10 protein-coding genes are annotated in these 17,742 nt (G+C 61.7%); 8 read left to right on the top strand and 2 right to left on the bottom strand.

The annotated features are described in order from the left end of the window. Window positions 1-517: 517 nt before the first annotated feature. Window positions 518-1,216: a hypothetical protein gene (locus ACLPJJ_RS05540; RefSeq protein WP_443589954.1), complete on the bottom strand. Its 699-nt coding sequence runs from the start codon at window positions 1,214-1,216 to the stop codon at window positions 518-520. A gap of 118 nt (window positions 1,217-1,334) precedes the next feature. On the opposite strand from ACLPJJ_RS05540, the gene ACLPJJ_RS05535 reads away from it, so the two are divergent. The 7 genes from ACLPJJ_RS05535 (at window position 1,335) to ACLPJJ_RS05505 (ending at window position 13,974) form a co-directional block, all read left to right on the top strand. After that, window positions 1,335-1,892 (top strand): hypothetical protein, encoded by a 558-nt coding sequence (locus tag ACLPJJ_RS05535; RefSeq protein WP_443589953.1) that lies wholly within the window; start codon window positions 1,335-1,337, stop codon window positions 1,890-1,892. Between the two features lie 431 nt (window positions 1,893-2,323). After that, window positions 2,324-2,575 carry a helix-turn-helix domain-containing protein gene (locus ACLPJJ_RS05530; RefSeq protein ID WP_443589952.1) on the top strand — a complete coding sequence of 84 codons (252 nt, stop codon included), beginning with the start codon at window positions 2,324-2,326 and terminating at the stop codon, window positions 2,573-2,575. Window positions 2,576-3,327: 752 nt separating this feature from the next. Further along, complete coding sequence (locus ACLPJJ_RS05525; RefSeq protein ID WP_443589951.1) at window positions 3,328-4,362, top strand: tyrosine-type recombinase/integrase; 1,035 nt, start codon at window positions 3,328-3,330, stop codon at window positions 4,360-4,362. A 155-nt stretch (window positions 4,363-4,517) separates the two neighbouring features. Next, window positions 4,518-5,552 carry a tyrosine-type recombinase/integrase gene (locus tag ACLPJJ_RS05520; RefSeq protein ID WP_443589950.1) on the top strand — a complete coding sequence of 345 codons (1,035 nt, stop codon included), beginning with the start codon at window positions 4,518-4,520 and terminating at the stop codon, window positions 5,550-5,552. Further along, on the top strand, window positions 5,549-6,151 hold the full coding sequence (locus ACLPJJ_RS05515) for an HD domain-containing protein (RefSeq protein ID WP_443589949.1): 603 nt from the start codon (window positions 5,549-5,551) through the stop codon (window positions 6,149-6,151). Before ACLPJJ_RS05520 ends, ACLPJJ_RS05515 begins: the two co-directional genes overlap by 4 nt. A gap of 3 nt (window positions 6,152-6,154) precedes the next feature. Further along, window positions 6,155-7,852 carry a recombinase family protein gene (locus ACLPJJ_RS05510; protein ID WP_443589948.1) on the top strand — a complete coding sequence of 566 codons (1,698 nt, stop codon included), beginning with the start codon at window positions 6,155-6,157 and terminating at the stop codon, window positions 7,850-7,852. 560 nt (window positions 7,853-8,412) lie between these two features. Continuing rightward, the gene (locus ACLPJJ_RS05505; protein WP_443589947.1) at window positions 8,413-13,974 is read left to right on the top strand and encodes a trifunctional serine/threonine-protein kinase/ATP-binding protein/sensor histidine kinase; all 5,562 of its coding nucleotides are present in this window, start codon (window positions 8,413-8,415) and stop codon (window positions 13,972-13,974) included. A 170-nt stretch (window positions 13,975-14,144) separates the two neighbouring features. Here the strand turns inward: ACLPJJ_RS05505 and ACLPJJ_RS05500 are convergent, their stop codons facing one another. Beyond that, window positions 14,145-15,668, bottom strand: a complete 1,524-nt coding sequence (locus ACLPJJ_RS05500; RefSeq protein ID WP_443589946.1) for an APC family permease — start codon at window positions 15,666-15,668, stop codon at window positions 14,145-14,147. Between the two features lie 733 nt (window positions 15,669-16,401). On the opposite strand from ACLPJJ_RS05500, the gene trhO reads away from it, so the two are divergent. Beyond that, window positions 16,402-17,394 (top strand): oxygen-dependent tRNA uridine(34) hydroxylase TrhO, encoded by a 993-nt coding sequence (gene trhO / locus ACLPJJ_RS05495; RefSeq protein WP_443589945.1) that lies wholly within the window; start codon window positions 16,402-16,404, stop codon window positions 17,392-17,394. Window positions 17,395-17,742 lie beyond the last annotated feature (348 nt).

Genomic DNA, 17,742 nt, shown 5'->3' with positions numbered 1-17,742 from the left:
CTCGTTCGCGATGGCATCCCTTTAGCCGCTGCATCATGATAACCATAAGAGAGACCGAGAATATTCACAAGCTCACGCATAACATATACAGGAACGAGACTGCCGCGGTTTCTTTAATAAAGATCTGTCGGACCTGACTGATCGACCTGCTTAACTTCGTGCCACTGTCCAGTTGATTTTGGATCGAACGAAAACTCCGGTACGTCTTTAAGAAGATGTGCCAAGCTATCAGAAGGATTTGCGCTATCAGGTCCAGCTTCTACAGACACGACTTGCCGACGCCTCTTCGTCAGATGTAGCTATGATGCTAAGGTATTACTACTCACTCGGCAACGCGAATTGCCCTAGTTAAAATGGTTTCGGGCAAAGTTTTTCGTTGGACTGGCAAAAAAACACTATAGGGTGCATTGTTCAATCGGATCGTTCTTATGCCCGACGAGGTGGGTGAGATCATCAAGGGCCGGCTGGCGCCGTCCTAGGAGCCAATCTCGCTGTAGCCACTCCGGCGAACGTCGGCTTATCGGAAGACGACCGCGGCGCCCCGCATAAGTTGCTGTGCGGAGAGCTCAATTCGTGTCTCACCGGCGGCCTGGACCAATATCGCGTTACCGCCGCCGATGTCGCGGAGCTCGCCAATTGCCTCGATCCGCTCCCCGTCCAGCAAAACGGCAATATCCCCGGGCGCAACGGGCTGGCCCGGCCGCACAAATACCAGATCCCCGGCTCTGAGGCGGCCGAAGCTTTCCGGCACCCACACCGCAAAGCAGGCACCGGCACCAGCATAGTGCCCCGGCCGCTCTACCCAGTCGGTGACAAAGGCATCTCCCATCGGCCCGGGGCATCGATATACAGGTACGAGCTGCTCGGCACTTGCCGTCGAGCGCCCAGCGATCGCTTGCCCACCAGCCCCCCCTGCCCCATCGCCGACGGGCCTTAGCAGCTCCGGCAAGACGCGAAGACTGGCGGCCAGCTTTTGTCGCTGCGCGTCACCCACCAACAGGCCGACGGGGATATTCAGAATTTGGCCAACCAGCTGGGCCACGCCGGTCGGCATCACCAGCGGGCTCCGCTTCTTCAAATATTGCTGCATATAGGCATCATTGCGCCCGATCGCCTGGCTAAGCTCCTTCATGTTCATGCGGTGCTCGCGCATTTTCGCCATGACGAGGGTCCGCACCGGGTCGAGCTCTGGTCCTGCCTTCTTGTCATCCGCCATTTGTCATTCTCGTGCCTGAGCCCCGTACCGCAGGCACGCCTAGCGCATTCCCTATTATATTGCAATTTAATCCTATCGAGCTCTTATTAATGGCCGCACACGATCAGGAGCCCAAGCATTGCCGAAGACCTCACCTCGTCCGCGCAAGCGCCCCGCTAAATCCGACAATGAGCGGCAGAAAGAGTATCGCACCCGGCATGGTATTACCTCGGGCAATCTCACCCGCCGGGCGGCTGAGACCTTGAAGCTACTGCATAAACACACAGAGCGCTCATACGCGGCGCTACAAGAGCAGGCGCTCGAGGACTTGGCGGCAAAGCTCTTGGTCCCGGCCTGTCTCGCTGGTTCTATGGCCAATGCCAGCCCGACGCCGCGGCGTCACGACAACCTCGGCACAAGCGGCTCTGCCAGCCTCGCGGCCAAATGGCTGCGCGAAGCCCGCCAGGCTCGTCCTAACGCGGCTGAGGCCGCCCCACCACCTCCCCCAATCGAAGGCAGCCAGGAGTCGGAACAGGTTTTGACGAACCGCCCTGCAAAGAGAAGCAAGACGCCGCCAAAGCAAACCCGCCGCGCCCCAGCCAAGCTGCAGCAGCAGAAACCATCCACCTTCCCAAGCCCCAGCGCGACGCCGGCAGCCGACGCCAAAATTCTCTCGCAAATGGCGTTTGATCTGTAACCAGCCGCATCCGCGCCCTGCAACAACCGCTGCAGCCGGACGGATTTCGTCACAGGTGACGTTTCTGCTGCCGCCCCCTTGCATGCGGCACCTGCTGTCTGCCGCCGCTTGAATGGCCGGAGTCGCAAAAAATATCCACCCGATTAAACAACAAGTTATTCTAAATCTTCGTGACGTGTGACGTTTTGACGCTGCGCCAAAACAAGTCGTGACAGGAACCAGAGGGGGTGATGCAGACATCCTCTCCGACGCTGAACTCCCGTGATCCTCGCCCGGCTACGCCGGGCGAACACCCCCAGAGCATGACCGCGGCAGGAGAGCCGGCTGCATCGCCACCCCCGGCCCTCACCACTCTTGTCGAGCTCCTGGCCCGCCAGGCAGCGGCCGAGTGGTTTCACGCCGTTCACCCCCATACCCAAGAAAGATTTTAAATGTCGAAGTCTCCAATCGCCTCGACGCGCACCTACACGGTGGCGCAGCTGGCCGAGTATCTGCAGGTCTGCACCAAGACCATTCGGCGCTTCATAAATAGGGGAATCCTACCAGCGCATAAGCTGGGACGGGACTACCGGGTCACCGAAGCAGACTTCCAGACGTTCCTCGCTCATGCCCGCCGGCGCTACGCTTTGTCCGCTAATGTCCTGTATAATCCTGATTTTTTCGCTGACAGGGACAACACCTAGTGGACAGTGTGCCGGGTTTTATCGCTTGCGTTATCACGATTGTCCGCTTAAGTCACCTATTAGGAAGGAATGTCCTACTATGACAACTTATTCCATGCTCCAGACCGCCCCCAAAGCCACGCTTGATACCCTGATCAAGCTCGCTGAAGCCGACCCGTCGCTGACGGATGCGGCCCGACGCGACATGATCTCCGGCATCCGCACGGTGGCCAAAATCCTGCGCCTTGAGCCCCATTTGATCCCGGCCTCGCCGACGGAGCTGCGCCCCCTGCTCAACAACGCTCTACCGACTGCGCTCCAGGTTTCAGAGGCGCGGTGGAGCAACGCCAAGAGCCTGCTGCGCAAAGCCCTGGCTATGCTCGACCCGGACAGCATTCCGGCGCGGTCGCGGGCGGACTTGCTGCCGGCCTGGGCCGATTTGCTGGCCCAGCCAGAAGCTGCCCCCTTGCGGCGGGGCTTGGCGCGATTCAGCAAATACTGCTCCGCCCGCGGCATCGCACCTGGCGATGTCACGCAAGAGGTCTATGACGGCTTCTATACGGACCTCGCCGAGCACTGCCTGGTGCGCAGCCCGCGCGAGACCCAGCAGACGGCCGGCAAAACGTGGAACAAGGCGCAAGCCGCTGTCCCTGGCTGGCCACGTCTTGCCCTGTTCCTGAAAAGCTTCAAACGGAATCCGTCTTTGCCGTTGTCTGCGTTTCCGGCGAGTTTTCAGGCTGACGTGGCAGCGTACCTTGCCCCGCGCGGCGAGGATGAGTTCGACCTCTTTGCCGAAGGACCAACCCTGCGGGCATCGACGCTGGACGGCAAACGCCTGCAAATCCGCCAAATGGCGACGGCGGTGGTGGAGAGCGGCCGCCCCGCGGAGACCATCCTCCCTCGCCGACCTCATCGAGATCGAGACCGCCAAGGCGGGACTGGATGTGCTGATGCAGCGGACGCAGGAGAAGCGGACGTCGCGAAACCACGGGGTGGCCTACATGCTGCTCAATGTCGCCCGCCACTGGGTCAAAGCCGACGACCGGACGATCCAGACCCTCACGCTGTTTTGCAAAAACCTCGCCCCCAAAAAAGACGGCATGACGCGCAAGAACAAGGAGCGCCTGCGCCAATTCGACGACCCGCGGCAACTCAACATGCTGCTCGATCTGCCGGAGACGATGATGCGCGAGGCCTGCGCCACCGCCGAGCCGACCGTGCTCGAGGCCCGGGTCGCCCAACTGGCCATTGCCGTTGAAATCCTGCTGATGGCCCCCCTCCGGATCGGCAACATCGCCGCACTCGAGATTGGACGGACGCTGTTCCTCAACGGCACCAAGTCCGGCCACATCGTGATTGCCGGAACCGAAGTTAAAAACGACTACGACATCGAATTCCCGCTACCGCAGGTCACGCTGCGCATGATCGACACCTACCTCAAGCGCTTCCATCCGTTGCTTGCGCCCGCGGGGTCCACGATGTTGTTCCCGAGCCTGGATGGCGGGCACAAGCGCTCTACCGTCCTGTCCCATCAACTCCAACAGTGCATCGGGCGCCGCTGCGGCATCAAGATGCACGCGCATTTGTTCCGCCACCTCGCCGGCAAGATCTACTTGGAGGCGTTCCCCGGCGCATATGGCGTGATCAAAATCCTCCTCGGCCATAAGAATATCGATACGACGATCCGGACCTATTGCGGCACCGAGCATGCCGCGGTGTACCGGCGATACGACGAGTTTCTCGAGGCGCGCCGCGGTGTCGGCCGCCAAAAGACCCCCATCGCGCATAATGGGCGGAGGGTCCGGTAATGCGCATCTGCAATCCCACCAAGCCCGGCAATCGCCTTGGCATGCCGCTCGAAGCCTGGCCGGTCCAGGATCAAACCGCTTGGCATGCCGCCTTCGCCCCCGGCAGCCTGCTGGACGAGCATCCACATGGCCGGGATCTGCGTCCGGCCAGCCGGGTGACCATCGCCACCTGCTATGCGCGCTGGCTGGCCTGGCTCAAAGCCAATCATCCGGATGCTTGGGCCTTGCCCCCAGGCGAGCGCGCATCGCGTGCGCACATCACCGCTTATATCGAGGCGTTGTGTCTGGAGGTCTCTGTCGGCACGGTGTTCAATTACGCCTGCCGGCTGAAGAGTGCTTTGCAGCTCATCGCCCCCGAGACCGAGCTTTCCTGGCTGACGCCGGCTTTGCGGCGGCTTGAACGCAAGGCGCGCGCGGCCCGCGAGGCCAAGCCAAAACCCTTCGTGCCATCTGCTCAACTCTACGCCTTCGGGATCGAACTGATGCAGCAGGCCGATGCATCGAACAGTTGGGACGACGTGCTGCGGGCGGAAGCCTATCGCGACGGGCTGATGATTGCCTTCCTGGCCTCACGCCCGCTGCGGATTAAAAACCTGCTCGGCCTCGCGATCGGCAGCAGCTTTGTCGCCGCCAATGACGGGTACGAGGTCGCACTCCCGCGCCAGGAGACCAAGACAAAGGTAGATCTCGACTTCGCCATCCCGGCAAAGCTGACTGACTATATGGGCCGGTATCTGGCGCATCATCGCAAGATCCTGGCTGCCGGCCCGCATGGCGCCATGGCCGGCTATTTGGATCAGGCCAATTACCTCTGGCTCGCTCGCAGCGGCCGGCAATTCCCCGTGGCAACCTGCGAAGCCATGATCGCAACGCGCACATCAGCGCGCTTTGGCGTCCGCCTCACCCCGCATAAATTCCGCGACTGCGCGGCCACCAGCATCGCCGAGAACAACCCCGAGGATTTCCACATCATCCGAATCATCCTCGGGCACGCCTGCATCACGACTGCCGAACGTCACTATATCCGCGTCAAAAAAATGCAGGCGGTAAGTGCGGTGCAGGACAATCTGATCAGCATGCGCCAGCCACCGGCACAGCGCCGTTTGCCAAAAGAATCGCCCCTAGGCAGCGTCAGCTCTATGCTGGCTGCCGGCCACAACGAACCATACAAAACAGGCTTTAGCAGATGAATTACACCACCAGCATTGAACAGAAATGGGCGCAACTGGCAGATGCCATTGCCTATGCGCTCGACATCCACGCCGCGCAGATCCGCAAAGGTTCAGAGACGCCCTATATCGGCCATTTGCTCGGCGTGGCGAGCCTCGCCATCAAGCATGGTGGCGACGAGGAACAGGCCATGGCCGCGGTCCTGCATGATGCCATCGAGGATTGCGGCGCCGAGCAAGAAGCCATTATTGCCCACCGCTTCGGCAAGCGCGTCGCCGCCATCGTGCGCGGTTGCACGGATGCCGACACCACGCCCAAGCTGCCGTGGCAGGAGCGCAAGGGCCAATACATCGCGCATCTGCAACACGCCGATCCGGATATTCTGCTCGTCTCCTGCGCGGACAAACTGCATAATGCCCGGGCCATTCTGACCGACCTGCAAACGCACGGGGCGGACGTCTTCAGCCGTTTTAGCGCCGGACAGGCGAAGACCCTCTGGTACTACCGCACCCTGGCCGAGATTTTCGGCCGGCGGCTGCCGGGTCCATTATCTCGTGACTTGCAATCCACGGTCCGGCAGATCGAACACCTCGCCGGAACAACCGCCCAGGAGGGTTGAACCATGCGCGCCGCAATTTACGCCCGCTACAGCACCGACATGCAGCGCCAGGCCTCGATCGACGACCAGTCCGAGGTCTGCCGCCGCTATATCGAGCGTCAGGGCTGGACGCTGGTCGACACCTATGCCGATCCGGCGACCAGCGGCTCCAGCGCCTTCCGGCCCGGCTTCCAGCGTTTGCGCACCGACGCCGGGGCCCGGCGCTTTGATGTCGTCGTGTGCGAAGCCATCGACCGGCTCAGCCGCAACCTCGGCGACATCGCCAAACTGTTCGACGAGCTGACCTTCAACAACGTGCAGATCCACACCACCGGCTTTGGCCTGGTCACGCAGATGCATGTCGGCGTCATGGGCATGATGGGACAAATGCAACTCGCCGATATCCGCGAGAAGACGCGCCGCGGCATGGCGGGGCGCGTGCGCGTGCGCGAGGGCAAAATTCCGAGCGGCCTCACCTATGGCTACGCCGTCGTCCCGCCCCAGCCTGGGGCCAAAGATGCCGGCGAGCGCAAGATCAACCCCGCCGAGGCCGCAATCGTCGAGCGGATCTTCCGGGATTACGCCGCCGGCATGGCGCCACGGCAGATCGCCACGACACTGAATGCCGAAGCCATTCCGGGCCCGGGCGGCCGGCCCTGGGGCGACACCACGATCCGCGGGCAGGTCGATCGCGGCACCGGTATCCTCAACAACACGCTTTATATCGGCCAGCTGACCTGGAACGCCTGCAGCTACGTGAAGAACCCCGCCACCGGCAAACGGGTGGCGCGGGTCAATCCTGTCGAGCAGCGCGAGATCACCGACGTGCCCGAGCTGCGGATCATCGACGACGAGCTCTGGCAGCAGGCGAAAACCAGGCAAGCCGATGTCCGTACCGAGATGGGCAAGAACGAGGCCGGCAATCCGCTCAACCGCGCGCACCGGAGCAAGTTCCTGCTCAGCGGGTTGTTGAAGTGCGGCTGCTGTGGTGCCGGCTATGCCGTGGTGGCCAAGGATCGCTACGGCTGCGCCACGTATCGCTCCAAAGGCACCTGCAGCACCAATATCTCGATCACCCGGCAGATCGTGGAGGCCCGTGTCCTCGCCGGGCTGCAGGAACGGCTGCTGACGCCGGAGTTGGTCGCCACCTTTATCACCACCTTCCAGCAGGAACTGGCCCGGCTGCACCGCGAGTCCGGGCAGACGCAGGCGCGGCTGAAAGATCAGCTTGCCGCGGTGGATCGGAAGCTCGAGGGCGTGCTGCGCGCCATTGAGGATGGTGCCTGGAATGATGTCCTCAAAACCCGGCTCAACGATCTGGAGGCACAGCAGGCTTCTTTGCGGCAGCAATTACAGGCCGCCGCCAGCCCCACCCCAGTCGTGCGCCTGCACCCGAACGCCGCCGCGCTCTACGCCGCCAAGGTCGCTGAGCTGCAGACGGCTTTGGATCAGCCGGACATCCGCGTTGAGGCCATGGAGGTGCTGCGCACGCTGATCGAGCGGATCGTGCTGACCCCGGATGAGGCCGCCCCGAATAGTCTGGCGATTGAGCTGTTCGGCGATCTGGCGACAATCCTGAATTTGGCGTCGTCAACGGGCCGGATGCCGGGCAAATCTGCTGCGCTTGGCGCAAAGAAAAACCCTCAAGAAACTGTTGCCTCTGAGGGTTTACTGTCGGTGGTTGCGGGGGCCAGATTTGAACTGACGACCTTCAGGTTATGAAGCCTGACGTAAAAGCCTTTAGTAAATTTATTTATATAGATATTATAATTAACAATTTGTTTATGTGTTAGATAATGAGCTAACCGCGCTCAAATCGTTACGATAAATCGTGAAAAATGTGCTAATCGAACTCAGCAACGTGAATTAACCGACAAGCCTAACGCCACTGAACAGTCGTTCTGCTGTGCGCCCATCCGAGACACACAAGTGTAGCCCCGTTCATCTCAACAGCGGACGTTATTTTTGAACCGGAAAGCACAAGGCGCTATCGACGTTCAAGGAGCTGGGGTCGTGCCCCTGATGGTGGTGTAGGAGGCCGCCAATCGGCCTGCCATAGCGACCGCCCAGCGTCTCGCGGAGGCAGGCCGATCAGAGGCTCCCTAATTGCAACATGAACTCTGATAGGGCGACGAAGCGACAACTTTTTCAACAATATAAGCTAATTATTGTCTTTCGACGGGTGTAACTGGCGGCTCGAAAGCGGCCCCTGGACCGAACCGACGCTCTGAGCGAACGCGAATCTTATAGCTGTTCTTGCCGCGCCGTCGTAAAATTAGTTTGTGACCAAGACGGCTGACGAACCAGTTCCGCCGCCACCTCCCGTTCTTCGCGTCATCGAAAATCTTTGGGAGGACGGCGAAGTGCGGCTCACGCGTTGTTGGGCCGACGGTGGTCCGGCGGCGGTTCTGGTTGTCACGCCAGTTCACGACCATCCCTCAGCTTCCATCGTAAAGCAGCTGGAGCAGGAATTCGCTCTGCGCGCCGAACTCGAGTCAGCTTGGGCAGCGCGGCCTCTCGCGCTAAGGTTCGAGGGCGGGCAGATGCTGCTGGTGCTCGAAGATCCGGGCGGCCAGCTGCTAGAGCGTATGATCGGCATTCCTTTCGAGATTGGACGCTTCCTGCGCCTTGCCATTCACATGGCGGCCGCCCTTGGGGAGGTCCACCAGCGGGGCCTCATCCATAAGGATATCAAGCCGGCCCATGTTCTGGTCGATGAAACCGATCAAGTCAGGTTGACCGGCTTCGGCTTGGCTTCGCGCCTGCCGCGTGAGCGTCAGGCACCAGCGCCTCCTGAGGTGGTTGCCGGCACGCTCGCCTATATGGCGCCCGAGCAGACCGGCCGGATGAACCGGTCGATCGATGCCCGGAGCGATTTTTACGCGCTTGGCGTCACTTTCTACCAAATGCTTACCGGCGCGCTGCCCTTCACGGCGGCCGATCCGATGGAGTGGGTCCATTGCCATATCGCGCGCCAACCGGTCCCGATTGGCGAGCGCGCCGCGGTTCCCGCAGCGGTGTCGGCGATCGTGATGAAGCTGCTCGCGAAGACCGCCGAGGAGCGCTACCAGACCGCTGCGGGACTCGAGGCCGATCTGCGGCAGTGCCTCGCAGCATGGGACGCGCAGGGCTGCATCGCCCTGTTCCCGCTGGGGGCGCACGATATATCGGACCGGCTGTTGATCCCGGAGAAGCTTTACGGCCGGGAGCGCGAGATCGGCGCGCTGCTCGCGGCGTTTGACCAGGTCGTGGCCGACGGCGCAGCGGCACTCGTTTTCGTCTCCGGCTATTCGGGCATCGGCAAGTCCTCTGTCGTGAACGAACTGCATAAGGTGCTGGTGCCCCCGCGCGGCCTCTTCGCATCCGGCAAGTTTGATCAGTACAAGCGCGACATCCCGTATGCGACCCTGGCCCAGGCGTTCCAGAGCCTAGTGAGCCTCCTTCTGGTCCAGAGCGAGGCGGAGCTCGGCCGATGGCGGGAGGCTTTGAGTACGGCGCTGGGCCCGAATGGCCAGCTGATCATCGATCTCATCCCCGAACTCGAACTCGTGATCGGGAAACAGCAGCCGGTTGTGGACCTGCCGCCGCAGGACGCGCAGAACCGCTTCCAAATGGTTTTCCGGCGCTTCCTCGGCGTCTTCGCGCAAGCTGAGCACCCGCTCGCGCTATTTCTCGATGATTTGCAATGGCTGGATACCGCGACGCTCGACCTCATCGAGCATCTGGCCACGCATGCCGAGGTGCGGCATTTGTTGCTGGTTGGCGCCTACCGGGACAATGAGGTCGGTCCCGCGCACCCGCTGACGCGCACGCTGGAGGCGATCCGCAAGGCCGGTGCGCGGGTGCAGGAGATTGTGCTGGCGCCCCTCGGGCTGGACGATATCGGCCGGCTCGTGGCCGATGCCCTGCATTGCGCGCCGGAGCGAGCACAGCCCCTGGCGCAGCTGGTGCACGAGAAGACCGGCGGCAATCCGTTCTTCGCGATCCAGTTTTTTACCGCGCTGGCGGAGGAGGGGCTGCTCGCGTTCGACGCGGCCGCGCGCGTGTGGAAATGGGACATGAATCGCATCCGCGCCAAGAGCTATGCCGACAACGTGGTGGATCTCATGGTGGGCAAGCTGAAGCGGCTCTCCGCCCCGACCCAGAACGCCCTGAAACAGCTCGCCTGCCTGGGCAATGTCGCCGAGATCGCGACCCTGACCCTGGTTCACGGGGAAACAGAACAGGCGATGCGCGCGGCCCTCTGGGAAGCCGTCCAGGCCGAGCTCATCGTTCAGCTGGACGGCGCCTACGAATTCCTGCACGACCGGATCCAGCAGGCGGCCTATTCCCTTATTCCCGAAGCGCATCGGGCCAAAGTCCATTTGCGCATCGGCCGTGTCCTGCTGGCGAGCCTGACGGCGAACGAACTCGCCGAGCATCTCTTCGAGGTCGCAAACCAGTTCGGCCGGGGTGCTGCGCTGCTGCTCGACCGGGACGAGAGGGCGCAGGTGGCGGCCATCGACCTGCGAGCCGGACGAAAGGCCAAGGCGTCGGCGGCCTATGCGTCGGCGGGCGTGTATTTTTCGGCGGGCATGGCCTTGCTCGACGAAAGCGACTGGAACAGCCGGTACGAATTGATGTTCAGCCTATGGCTGGAATGCGCGGAGTGCGCGTATCTGACGGGTGACTTCGACAAAGCCGAACAGCTGATCGCGGCGTTGCTGCCGCGCGGGAGGTCGAAAGTCGACCAGGCAGCCGTCTATCAGCTCAAGGTCCGGCTGCATGTCGTGAAATCGGACAACCCGCAAGCCGTCGACAGCGCGCTCACATGCCTGCGTCTGTTCGACATCGACATTCCGGCACACCCGACCTGGGAGCAGGTCAAGGCCGAATACGAGGCGGTCTGGCCCGATCTGGAGAAGCGTCCGATCGAGGAACTGATCGATCTGCCGCTGATGACCGATCCGGAGCTTCTGGCGGCCATGCGTCTGCTCTCGGACCTTGACTCCCCCGCTTATTTTACCGACTTCCATTTGTTTTGCGTGCGCCTCTGCCGCATGATGGGCGTCGGCCTGCGGCACGGAACGAGCGGTGCGTTCGCCCATGGCTGCGCCGCCTTTGGCATGTTTCTTGGTCCGGTCTTTCATCGTTACCGCGAGGGGTACCGTTTCGCCAAGCTCGCGTGCGACGTGATCGAGAAGCACGGCTTCATGGCCCACCATGCGAAGGTCCACGTACAGATGGGCGAAGCTGCCTTCTGGGTGGAGCCGATCGCGACCGCGCTCGATTTCAACCGGAAGGCCTTTCGCAGCGCGATCGAGACCGGGGATCTGACCTTCGCCTGCTACAGCATCTACGAAACCGTCGCCTGTCTTCTCGCGCGGAACGATCCGCTCGAGGCGGTGTGGCGCGAAACGGAGATAGGCCTGGATTTCGTCCGGAAATCCGGATTCCACGATGTCGCCGATATCGTCGTCAGCCAGCAGCGTTTTGTGGCGGCCATGCGCGGGCAGACGGCTAGCCTGTCCCTCTTCAGCGGCGGGGCGTTCGACGAAGCGGCGTTCGAGGCGCAACTGGCCAGCGGCCGCATGCCCATGATGCTCTGTTTTTACTGGATCCTCAAACTGCAGGCGCGGTTCCTGGCGGGCGATTACGCCGCGGCGCTCGCGGCCGCCCGGCTGGCGGAACCGTTGCTTTGGACCGTTGTCATGGAGATCCAGAAGCTCGATTACGTTTACTACGCGGCGCTGACGCTGGCGGCACTCCACGGGAACGCTGCCGCCCCCGAGCAAGACGAGTGGCGCGAGCAGCTGACGGCGCACCAGGAGAAACTGCGCGAATGGGCCAGCAACTGCGCATCGACTTTCGCCAGCAAATACGCCCTGGTGTCGGCGGAGATCGCCCGCCTCGAAGGCAGGGACCCCGACGCCATGCGCCTTTATGAAGAGGCGGTTCAATTGGCGCGCGCATATGGCCTCGTCGAGGACGAAGGCGTCGCCCACGAGCTCGCCGCGGAATTTTACGGGACCCGCCGGGCCACGACCTCCGAGCGCGCCCACCTGGAAACCGCGCGTAGCTGCTTTGCGCGCTGGGGCGCGGAGGCCAAGGTTCGGCAGCTTGAGCAGCTCCATCCGCACCTTCGTGAGAAGCCGATGCCAGCGTCGCCCACCGCCACCTTCGGCACGCCGGTCGCGCAGCTGGACGTCGAGACGGTGGTCAAGGCTTCGCAGGCCGTCTCCGGCGAGATCGTCCTCTCCAAGCTCATCGAGACGCTCATGAGGATCACGATCGAGCATGCGGGGGCCGAGCGCGGCCTGCTCATCCTGTTCCATAGCGGCGAGCCTTGGATCGAGGCGGAGGCGAAGACCGGAAGCGGCACGGTCGAGGTCGCGCTGCGACAAGCGAAAGTGACGCCATCCGAACTTCCTGAATCCGTCCTCCATTATGTGATGCGGACGCGCGCGAACGTGATCCTGGACGATGCTGCCGCGCCGAACCTGTTCGCGGCCGATGCGTATGTGCAGCAGCGGCGGCCCCGGTCCGTGCTCTGCCTCCCTCTGGTAAAGCAGACCAAACTCGTGGGAGTACTCTATCTCGAGAACAATTTAACGCCACACGCCTTCACGTCTGACCGCATCGCGCTTCTGGAACTTCTGGCCTTGCAGGCCGCCATCTCCCTGGAAAACGCCGATCTCTATTCCGATCTGCAGCAGGAAAACATCGAGCGTAAGCGCGCGGAAGAGGAATTGCAACGCAGCGAGGCGTTTTTGGCGGAAGGCCAGAGAATCAGCCACACCGGCAGCTGGGGCTGGAACATTTCCACCGGCAAGCTCGTCTGGTCCGAAGAACATAGCCGGATTTTCGGTTTCGATCCGACGAAGGCGGAACCGACATTTCAATTTTTCCGAAACAGGCTCCATCCGGAGGATCGCACCATGGTGCAGCGAACCCTCGATCAGGCAATTCGCGAGAGAAGCGGTTTTTCACTAGAGTTTCGAATCCTCCTTCCCGATGGATCCATAAAATATCTCCACGGCGTAGGCCGCCCCATTTTAAGGGCGTCTGGCGACCTCGATGATTATATCGGCACCACGATGGACATCACCGAGCGTAAACGCAGCGAAGAGGCGCTGCGCAACGCGCAGGCGGACCTCACACGCGTGGCACGGCTGACGACGGTCGGCGAACTCGCGGCATCCATTGCACATGAGATTAATCAGCCGCTCGGCGCCATGGTTGCCAGCGGCAATGCCTGCATGCGCTGGCTTGCGAAAGACCCTCCTCAACTCGATGAGGCCCGGCGGTCCGTGGAACGAATCGTCAGGGATGGCCTTCGCGCGAGCGAAATTATCAAAAGTGTCCGTGCCTTGGCCGGAAGGTCTGCGCCGGTCAGGGCGGAACTCGACATCAATTCCACAATCCGTGAAGTTCTCAGCCTGATGCACAGCGAACTCCGCCAACACGATGTTGCGCTCGAGACCGACTTGGCCGACGGGCTCGAACCCGTCATGGGTGATCGGGTGCAGTTGGAGCAGGTCATTCTGAATCTGATCCTGAATGCGATCGATGCGATGAGCGTGAACACAAGCGAGCCGCGTGTGTTGCGCGTGCGATCGCAAAGCGGCGAACCCGGCACCGTGTTGATCGCGGTCGAGGACTCCGGTCCGGGCCTCCCTCCTGAAGCCATGGACCGCTTGTTCGAAGCGTTCTTCACGACGAAACCCAGCGGCATGGGTATGGGGCTGTCGATCTGCCGCTCGATCGTCAACGCCCATGGCGGCCGCCTCTGGGCATCGCAGCGTTCACCCCATGGCGCCGTGTTTCAATTCACCGTGCCGGTTGCCGCCAGGACGGTTTCTTGAGAGCTGCGGCGCTCGCCGCGCACGGCGTCAAGGGCGGGATGGTGCGCTGGATTGATGGTTGTCTCGTAGCGCCAGTCGACTCGCCAACTGGCGCCCGCGGTCAATCTGGAGGATCGGAATACATTATGCAGGCTCCCCTCATTCGGCGGCGGACACTGCGGCTTCGCGGGCTACTTCTCTTCTAACGCAGCTTCTTCAGCTTCGATTTCGCGCTGCCTCCGGCGGATCGCCGCATCGCCGATCGGTGGCCCTGGGAAGCGCCGCCGCTCAACGACGAACCAGCCGATCAGGAGCAGTCCCAGGATGCCAAGGAAATAGTTGATCAGGACATCGGTCGGCGGTTGCAGCCCAACCCAGAGGATGAACAGGCCGCCGGTCACCGCGATCGCGCCCAGCGGCTTCGACCAGATGCCAAGCCGGTAAGGCCCGTAGCTTCGTTTCCGGGAGACCATCGCCGCCATGATGGCCATGATGTAGCTGAGTTGGTAGAACAACGCCGTTCCGGCGACCAGAGCGACAAACGCCGAAGAATACAGCGTCACCGCGACGCTCACCACCGCACAGGCCCAAATCGCCGGCGCCGGCGTACGGAATTTGCGGGAAACCCGCTTCAGATGGGGGGGCAGCCCCTTGTCCCGGGCAAAGGCGAATACCGCACGCGAAAATCCCGTGAGGCCGCAGGCGCCGCAAATATACGCGGCGATGCTCATCGCCACCGCGATGAAGTCCTTCACAATCACAGGCGCGGCAATCTGGCCGAACAGCGTGGCGAAGGCATTGCCCCCCTGCCGGGCGATGGCGGCCTGGTCTTTCATGGCTAGGCCGATGAGGGTGAACATAAGAATGCCTATGGTCGCGGAGAGCAGAACCGCGTTTACCATGGCCTTCGGCACGGCTCGTGAGGGATCGAGCGTTTCCTCCGCCGTATGCGCCGAAGCATCGTAAGAGGTGATGATCCAGAGCGGCAATAACAGGGCATAACCGAAAACCAGCAGCAGATTGTCCGTATGCGGCACAATGTTGCCGCCCGCAGCGCCCGTGTTGTTCGCGAAGCTGAACACGTGCGCGATGTTCGCCGGCTGGAGATTGTAGAGCAAGACGGCGAACAGCAGGATGGCGCCGGTAAAGGTGATATAGGCGCCGATTTCGCTTAGCCGGGCGAGCAAGTGGACGCCCGCATGATTCAGAATTGCCTGGCTGCCGATGAGGAGTGTGACGCCGGCGACCTGCGGCCAGTAGCCCCAGCTGGACGTGTCGATATGGAACACCCAGCCCAGCACCATCTCGTTGAAGATGAGATAGATCCCAACCGCGGTGCCGCCGATGGAGAATGTATAGGCGAGCAGATTGATCCAGGCCGTTGCCCACCCCCAGCCCCGGCCTCCGAGCACCGACGACCAATAATAAAGGCCGCCGGCTGTTGGGATCGCCGAACTGATCTCGCCCAGGGACGCCGCGGTCGAGAAGGCGATCAGGCAGCCAATCAGAAATACGGCGCTGATGCCAAACATGCCGGCCGTGCTGAGGCCCTGTTGTATGTTCACGCAAGCCCCCCAGAACACGCCGATGATCATGAAAGACATGGCGAAATTCCCAAAAAGCGACATGCGGCGCCGCAATTGCTGAGCATAGCCAAGCTTGTGCAGCGCCTCGGCATCGCGGCGAATGATTTCTTCGGTGTCAAAAATAGGCATTGCCTCTCTCCCCGGGCCATGTTTCGCCACGTGGTGTAGGAACGGTGATTTGGAGCAGCAGTGATGGCCTGGTCAGGCAGTTATTGTTCGCAGACTGACACGGGGATTATCGCGCATCGACGCGATGATTTCCAGGTCATTTAGCGGAAGCGCTGAACGGCCCATTCATCGTCCTGCTCCAGCAGTAAGGTGCTGATTCGGGGCCCGCCTGAAAGCAATTTATCAAGCGCGTGCTCTGGCCCCTTGTAAAGCAGCGTCTTCTACTGCGCCAGTCAGCCCGCAATATCGAGCCTTGCCGCCCGCCTAGTGGCGAAGCGGGCCGAAGCAGATAGCCCCCGCCGGCGCCTCGCAGTCCAGCATCTCGCCCGCGTGAAGAGTGCCGGGGCGGGTTTTCAACGTCATCCCCTCACCCAGCGCCGCGCGCCTGATCGCCGGCGGTCGAAATCGCACAGGCGAGGGCGGCGGTTGTAGATCGATCAGGGATTGACCGCTTCCCCGGTAGGGGCGCCGGAAAGCGGTCAGGCCGTTATCGGCCCTTCAGGCCAAATTTGGACCTCGGCGAGATGGCAGCGACGGGGGGCGACTTTAAGTCGGCAAGGAGTTTAAGCGCCTATCGGCACGCCAACCATCAGATTTAGCCGGGTTTTATGGGGTCATAGTGTGACGGCCGACACTTGGCGGCCAAGGGAGGCCTGGTCGTGACGGAAGTGCTTATCCCTGCTAATCGTCAGCGATGCCATCGCTGAAGCACCCTGCGCCCGAGGAAGAGGCCGCCGCCAACCTGTCTGTCTGTGTCGCAGCATTATATAAGTTTGCGCCCCTTAACGATTGCGTGGGCATTCAAGAGGATTTGATAAAGCTTTGTCGCGCGCAAGGCGTGAAGGGCACGCTGATTCTCGCCCGCGAAGGGATCAATGGTACCGTCGCCGGATCGGATGAGGCGATGGGCCAAGTGTTGTCTCATATCAGACAATTACCGGGTTGCGCGGACGTCGAGGTTAAATTCTCCCGTGCGCAATCACCACCGTTTCACCGGATGAAGGTCCGGATCAAACGGGAGATTGTCACGATGGGTGAGCCGAACATCAATCCGCTGGTCAACGCGGGCCATTATGTTCCGCCGCAGGACTGGAATGCGCTGATTTCCGAGCCAGGAACGATCCTGATCGACACGCGCAACGACTATGAGGTGGCGGTTGGCAGCTTCGCCGGTGCCATTAACCCGCAAACACGGACGTTCCGTGAATTCCCTACTTGGTTCCGTGCCGAGCGCGATAGGCTGCTTGGCGAAGGCACGCCGCCGAAAGTGGCGATGTTCTGCACGGGCGGTATACGCTGCGAGAAATCGACCGCCTTTCTGGCGGCGGAGGGATTGGATGAGGTCTACCACCTGCAAGGCGGCATCTTAAAATATCTGGAAACCATCCCGCCGGAGCAAAGCCTGTGGGAGGGTGAGTGTTTTGTGTTCGATCAGCGTGTCGCGGTGGGTCACGGCCTTGGGCTGGGCAAGCATGGCTTGTGTCACGCCTGTCGTCGCCCTGTGAGCGAGGCCGACCGTTTGTCTCCGCTCTTCGAGGACGGTGTTAGTTGCCCTACCTGCCATAGCGAACGTACTGATGAGCAGCGCGCCGGCTATAGGGAGCGCCAGCGGCAGCAAAATCTGGCGGGCGAACGGGGAGAGGAGCATATCGGCGCTGTGCTGGTCTCGCAGCATCAGCAGGATTAGGGAATTTAATAAAAATCCCCGCCTGTGCCAATGATTCGCTCCTGGTAAGGGGGGCGTCGCAGCAAAGGCTGGGCGCCTTAGGTTTCTGATCACGGAGAGCATCCGGGCATATGTGGATACGTTACGGAGGGTGTCGGCGCTGAGCGCACAGCCGTCAGAGCGGGACGATGCTGAGCGTCCGCTTCTCTGGGGTGCCCGCCAGGAAGCGGTCAGGCCGGTATCGTGGAGAGTTTCGGGCGCCGCAGGCGTACGAAAGTCCCCGAAGAACGAACCCGCGGTCCACGAGCGATGCTATGGGGATTTGAGATTTTCGGAGAAGATGGTGGCGCTGGCGTGGCGCCGGATGGC

The organism is Acidocella sp. (genome assembly GCF_052326845.1).
In the GTDB taxonomy this organism is placed as follows: domain Bacteria; phylum Pseudomonadota; class Alphaproteobacteria; order Acetobacterales; family Acetobacteraceae; genus Acidocella.
Note: the sequence above shows the minus strand (reverse complement) of the source record. Positions and strands in the feature narration are given on the sequence as shown.

What these genes read in the sequence shown, in the direction of transcription:
- ACLPJJ_RS05500 (WP_443589946.1), bottom strand. Translation starts at nt 15,668, where the DNA reads ATGCCTATTTTTGACACCGAAGAAATCATTCGCCGCGATGCCGAGGCG.
- ACLPJJ_RS05540 (WP_443589954.1), bottom strand. Translation starts at nt 1,216, where the DNA reads ATGGCGGATGACAAGAAGGCAGGACCAGAGCTCGACCCGGTGCGGACC.
- ACLPJJ_RS05510 (WP_443589948.1), top strand. Translation starts at nt 6,155, where the DNA reads ATGCGCGCCGCAATTTACGCCCGCTACAGCACCGACATGCAGCGCCAG.
- ACLPJJ_RS05515 (WP_443589949.1), top strand. Translation starts at nt 5,549, where the DNA reads ATGAATTACACCACCAGCATTGAACAGAAATGGGCGCAACTGGCAGAT.
- ACLPJJ_RS05525 (WP_443589951.1), top strand. Translation starts at nt 3,328, where the DNA reads ATGAGTTCGACCTCTTTGCCGAAGGACCAACCCTGCGGGCATCGACGC.
- trhO (WP_443589945.1), top strand. Translation starts at nt 16,402, where the DNA reads ATGCCATCGCTGAAGCACCCTGCGCCCGAGGAAGAGGCCGCCGCCAAC.
- ACLPJJ_RS05530 (WP_443589952.1), top strand. Translation starts at nt 2,324, where the DNA reads ATGTCGAAGTCTCCAATCGCCTCGACGCGCACCTACACGGTGGCGCAG.